The 255-nt window shown below is 42.4% G+C and carries 1 rRNA gene; it reads left to right on the top strand.

Features of this window, described 5'->3' with window-relative positions:
- Positions 1–196: 196 nt before the first annotated feature.
- Positions 197–255 (top strand): 5S ribosomal RNA (gene rrf / locus AACW90_RS23025); the annotation flags it as partial.

The following is a 255-nucleotide window of genomic DNA, read 5'->3' as shown; positions in this document are numbered from 1 at the left end:
GTTGATAGGCAGGGTGTGTAAGCGTTGTGAGGCGTTGAGCTAACCTGTACTAATTGCCCGTGAGGCTTAACCATACAACACCCAAGGGGTTTTGTGGACTCAATGCAAGAACATTGAATGTGTGTGAGCTTTTATTTAAGTCAGTAATCCAGATTATTAAAGTTTTCTAAATTATTAGGAAACTTTACCAAATTTGCTTGGCGACCATAGCATTGTGGACCCACCTGATCCCATGCCGAACTCAGAAGTGAAACG

Origin of the sequence: Vibrio frigidus, assembly GCF_042465995.1 — a bacterium.
In the GTDB taxonomy this organism is placed as follows: Bacteria; Pseudomonadota; Gammaproteobacteria; order Enterobacterales; family Vibrionaceae; genus Vibrio.
The sequence above is the reverse complement of the archived record's forward strand: the minus strand, read 5'-3'. Positions and strand labels throughout refer to the sequence as shown.